Origin of the sequence: Lactiplantibacillus sp. ME-2, assembly GCF_022549155.1 — a bacterium.
Taxonomy (GTDB): domain Bacteria; phylum Bacillota; class Bacilli; order Lactobacillales; family Lactobacillaceae; genus Lactiplantibacillus; species Lactiplantibacillus plantarum.
Genome location: NZ_JAKZEQ010000074.1, coordinates 1 through 5,298, shown reverse-complemented (window position 1 = coordinate 5,298; position 5,298 = coordinate 1). Strand labels below are relative to the sequence as shown.

The 5,298-nt window shown below is 45.2% G+C and carries 3 protein-coding genes and 1 pseudogene; 1 reads left to right on the top strand and 3 read right to left on the bottom strand.

Going from position 1 to position 5,298, the window contains the following annotated elements; all coding sequences use genetic code 11:
* The first annotated feature begins 121 nt into the window (after positions 1-121).
* Positions 122-394 carry a SemiSWEET family transporter gene (locus MMY95_RS14980; RefSeq protein WP_003641779.1) on the top strand — a complete coding sequence of 91 codons (273 nt, stop codon included), beginning with the start codon at positions 122-124 and terminating at the stop codon, positions 392-394.
* A gap of 77 nt (positions 395-471) precedes the next feature.
* On the opposite strand, the gene MMY95_RS14975 is transcribed toward MMY95_RS14980, so the two are convergent.
* The 3 genes and pseudogenes from MMY95_RS14975 to MMY95_RS14965 form a co-directional block, all read right to left on the bottom strand.
* Positions 472-1,338, bottom strand: coding sequence for a fructokinase (locus tag MMY95_RS14975; RefSeq protein WP_241277777.1), 867 nt, complete (start codon positions 1,336-1,338; stop codon positions 472-474).
* Positions 1,339-1,417: 79 nt separating this feature from the next.
* Entirely contained in the window at positions 1,418-3,577 is a 2,160-nt protein-coding gene (locus tag MMY95_RS14970; protein ID WP_065080468.1) for an alpha-galactosidase, read from the bottom strand.
* Between the two features lie 19 nt (positions 3,578-3,596).
* Positions 3,597-5,246: pseudogene (locus tag MMY95_RS14965) on the bottom strand (glucose PTS transporter subunit IIA); the annotation flags it as partial.
* Positions 5,247-5,298: the final 52 nt, after the last annotated feature.

Genomic DNA, 5,298 nt, shown 5'->3' with positions numbered 1-5,298 from the left:
GGTCTACATTGCCTCAATTTGCATCTTACTTAAGTAGTTTTAAGACGGACCCTAGCTAGGAAGGTGATTATTTATTAAGTATAAAGTTGATAATGGTGAATATCCCAGTGGTAAGGACGCTGTGGATCCCAAGCGAGTGAAATATCTGAAATTGATTAGTAAGTTAGCGACATTTACGTGTATTGCGATGTACGTGTCGTATATTCCACAAATCATTTCGAATTTCTCAGGTGACCCAGTATCGCCGCTACAACCACTCGTGGCAATGATTAATGGGATACTATGGACTGGTTACGGCTGGTTCAAGACTTATAAGGATTGGCCCGTTATTATTTCAAATGTTCCCGGGGTGATTTTTGGATTTATCACTGTTTTAACCGTATATATTCATTAACCGAATGACAAATTGACTGTAAACTAAAAGTCCGCTGATACGTTTAAACGCGTATCGGCGGACTTTTTTGCAAGGTGTTAAGCGTTCTTTAAAGCAGCCTGAGCTAACAATAGGCCACCGGCAATGCCAGAATTGTTACCCAGTCCAGCGGGAACGATATAGTCATCCAGTGGTGGGACTTCTTCGTAGCCATTTAGATAGGCGGCAAACTTTTCACGAATCATGGGAAAGAGCTGCCGTTGATTCATAACACCACCGTTAAGAATAATTTTATCAGGTGCGAAGGCGACGGTGAGGTTGACACATGCCTGTGCGATGTAGTCAGCGATGATTGGCCAGACCGGATCGTCGACGGGAATATCTTTCCCAGCTTTCCCCGTTCGTTTTCCCACTGCTGGCCCAGCAGCTAAACCTTCTAAACAGATGTCATGGTAGGGGCAGTTGGACTTGAAATCGTCCCCAGGTAACCGGTTGAGTCGCATGTGACCAAGTTCAGTATGAGTGCGACCATTAAAAATGTGGTTCTGACTAATGACGCCAGCGCCAACACCGGTACCAATCGTCATGTAGATGCTGTTAGGGACGTCCTTAGCGATTCCAATCATTGATTCGCCATAAGCGGCTTCGTTAACATCAGTGGTCCAGTAGAGTGGGATGTTGAAGCGACTTTTAAGATGGCCTAAAAAATCGAAGTCACCCCAGTCGGGTTTGGGAGTCGTGGTAATGTAACCATATTTCGGATCATCGGGATTAACGCCGATGGGGCCAAATGAACCGATACCAATCGCGTCAACGGGATGAGTCGTAAAATAGTCGTCTACCGCAGTCATGGTTTCAGCGGGGGTTGTCGTGGGGATCGAAATTCGGTCGCTAACTTGCCCGTTTTCAGCGCCCGTGGCACAAACAAATTTTGTACCACCAGCTTCAATTGCACCTAAAAGCATAGTGTGCCTCCTGTAGTTAAAAATGTAGTCTTATTTATTAATAGTATACTCTTAATTAGAAATTTTGTTAACGATTACATTAACTTTGACGTAAATAAATTAGCTGACTAGTGAAATCAGCGTTGGTGGGTTTAAGTGGAATTCCCATCGTGTTTAACTGATGCCCCGTATAGCGATTACCCGATGAATCGCTATAAGTTAATTCAGCATCGAGATAGTGTAATGGTAATGGGTGCTGAGTTTTGACAGCAGAATTAAGCCTATTTAAGTAACAGCAAATTGCCTGCTTTTTATCTGCCGTTACTAGCAACCACGCAACAACGTGTCTTGTTGTCGGTAGACGATAAAAGTGGGCCTTGATAAAAGTAGACTTCAGTTGCTGATATTTAATCAAGGCTCCTCGAAGAAGTTGCTGTTCACTAGGAGCAAGTTGTTTAGGATTAAGTTCCAATCCTAGTTGCCCGATGCAGGCTAATTGTAATCGAGTTTCAAATGGTGTTATTCGGCCATTTTGCGCATTGGGTGATGCGGTTATATGGTTGCTGAATATCCGTGGTGGAAATAGATAACTAAATCCGTTCTCGATGGTTGCTCGGTCGACTGGATCAGTCAAATCGCTTATCCACGTCTGATTGGTGTATGGTAGCATACCAAAATCAAACCGGCCACCACCAGCTGAACAATTTTCGATAATCAGCTTGGGGCAGGCGCGCTTCAAGCGTGTGAGAATATCATAAAGTCCACAGACGTAGCGATAATACAGTTCCCCCTGTTGTGCAGCCGGTAAGCGTGTGCTGCCAACCTGTGTAAGATGGCGATTCATATCCCATTTAAAATAATCGAGTTGGTTATTTTGAACCAAGTTCGTCAGAGTAGTGACTAAGTGGTCACGGACAGCAGCCTGCGAAAGATCTAAGACTAGCTGGTGGCGAGCTGTGATGGGTGTCCGATCAACATATTGTAATACCCAGTCAGGATGTTGTTGGTAAAGCTGGCTGTTAGTGGTGATCATTTCTGGTTCCACCCAGAGACCGAATTTCATTCGATGATGATGGGCTTGTTGGGCAAGGGGTTTCAGACCATTAGGAAACTTAATGGGGTCAACATACCAGTCACCTAATTGCCCATTTTCACCGTTACGGTTGACAAACCAGCCGTCGTCTAAGACAAGCATTTGTAAGCCTAACTGGTGGGCGTGTTCGATTAAGTGTTGAACTTTAGACTCTGAAACGGCAAATGTCAGTGTTTCCCAAGTGTTAAGCACACTTGGAATGTTAGTCTGGGAGGGCATCAGCTGATGGCTAAAGTCGTGAAATACTTGTGACATGCCGTTAAAACCAGTATTTGTCCAAGTTAGCACGGCTTCAGGAGTCTGAAAACTGCTATTTGGTTTGAGCTGCCATTCGAATGTATCTGGTTCAAGACCGATTGTTAGGCGGCTATGTTGATATTGGTCAACTTCGACAGTACTGTCGAAGTTACCACTCCATGCTAGTGCACAACCAATAACAGTCCCAGCTAATTCTGTCGTGTTAGGTTCTGCTAGAGCCATGAACGGTTGGTGTTGTGGTCCACTAGTGCCGCGCAGACTGCGAACCGTTTGTAACCCTGGGTGTAAACGGTTAAACGATGGATTAGCTTCATGTGCATGGGTACCGCTTAATGTCAGCGCAGTATATTGGTCAGTTGGTAGATCTAGTTGAGCGCTGGATAGGGCTGTTACTTGCAAATTAGTAGTGCCGTGATGGCGCAGAGTTGTGCTTCGCAAGATAAGCGGCTGATTTTCAAAAATAGTGTAGTTAAGATCCATCTGTAACTTGGTCACTGAATCGGCCAAATGAATGACTAGGGTTGTTACAGGCGTGTGTTTGCTAACGGTGGGTGGCAATTGGCGCGAGTTGATTGGCTGATCATTCACAGAAAAACCGGTATATTCTAAAATTGGCAGTAATTGATTGTTAGCATCCTTAATAACGTAAGCTGGCTGGCGATAGTCACCACTGCCAATAGTGGAATATTCGAGTGGCAGTGAAGTCACGGAATATGGAAAGCGTTCTGTTGGGTCATTAGCAAAAGCATGGCTACCGGATGGCATCGGCTCAAAGTACGGTTGTTTTGAAAAGTAACGTCCAAAATATCGATGCACTGGGTAACGATGGGCTAAAATTTGAATAACATAGCTAATTTGGTCATTATGAAGATTGATTAAGCCGGTTTTGGGGTCATATTCAACAGGCATGACGTCCTCCTAATAAAGTTTAGACAGTTGTAGCAGCAACTGAGCTAGCTGCCGGTTCAGTCAGCGCAACGAGCTGTTCACCAGCTTGGACATTCGTGACTTTGAGTCGTTCAACATTAGCGTAATTGGCCGTATTTGTGACGACTAGCATGACGGTTGGATCATAGTTAGCGGCTTTTAAGGCAGCGACGTCAAACGTTCCGAGTAGATCACCTTGATGAACGGTATCGCCCTTCTGAACGTTAGTAGTGAAGTGTTCACCATTTAAATTGACCGTATCTAATCCTAAGTGAATCAGAATTTCGGCACCAGCAGTTGTTTTGATGCCATAAGCATGATGGCTATCATAAGTGACAGTGATGACCCCGTCAGCTGGTGCGACGACCTGATCAGCGCTTGGCACGATTGCGGCGCCTTTACCCATGATTTCGGCTGAGAAAACTTGGTCGTTAACTTGTTTGAGACTTTCGCTAGTCCCCGTTACTGGTGCACTGATAATCTCATCATTAACATTGATGACGGTACTCGTTGGTGCTGGTGATTTTACTTGATCACGATCGTCACCGAGTGTTCGTTTGGCATAGATAAAAGTTGGAATAAATGCGACGACAAACGAGATGACAGCACTGAGCATGAATGCTGGAATCGACTTTGAAGCAATCGAAATGAACCCGATGACTGATGCGGGACCCATCGCCACGGACAGAACGTGGAATAGTCCTAAGAAAGCTGAAGCAATTCCTGAGGCAATCGCTGCAAAGACAAATGGAAATTTCATCTTGAGGTTGACCCCGAAAATAGCAGGTTCCGTAATTCCGAGTAACGCTGAGACCCCGGCTGAAGAAGTCAGGGCTTTTTGCTTTTGGCTCTTAGTGGCAAAGAAAATAGCTAAAGTGGCGGCACCTTGCCCAATGTTGGCCATCGAGGCGACTGGGAAGATAAAAGAACCTCCCGTTTTGGCGACGTTAGCCAATAACTGGGTTTCAATAGCCGGGAAGGTTTGGTGGAGCCCAGTAATGACAATGGCCGAGTAGAGAAGGCCAAAGATGCCCATGCCAATCCAACCAGTCGTGTTATATAAGCCTACTAAACCGTTAGTTAATGCGTCGCTCACCGTTCGTAAGACAGGACCGACGATTGTGAAAGTTAGGAAGCCAGTGATGACAATTGCAAACATTGGCGTGAACGTAAAGTCAAATGCACCCTTGATATGTTTGTGGAAGAACTTCTCCAGAGTAGCCAAAATATAAGCAACGGCCAAAACAGGGAGCACTTGGCCTTGATAGCCTGCTTGTGCAACGTGTAAACCAAAGACGTTCCAGTAAACCATCTTGCCGGCGGCCATGGTCGTTGCAACGCTATAGCCGTTAACAAGTGATGGTAAGACCATGATCATGCCCATCGTAGCACCCAGATAGGGGTTGCCGCCGAAGCGCTTCGTTGCTGAAAATCCTAAGAGAATTGGCAAGAAAGTGAACGGGGCACTAGCCATCGCGTTAATCATTTCGGCGATACCTTTGAGACCGGGGGAAACTTCAACAACTGACTTCGCCATAAAAAGATGCTCGGCAGTCAAAACGTTGTTTAGTGCCATTAATAGACCCCCAGCAACTAGTGCAGGGACGATTGGAATAAAAATATCAGATAAGACTTTGAGGAAGTCCATTAAGAACGTGTTTGGATACTTTGACATTCGATTTGATTTTAGTTAAATTAGATCA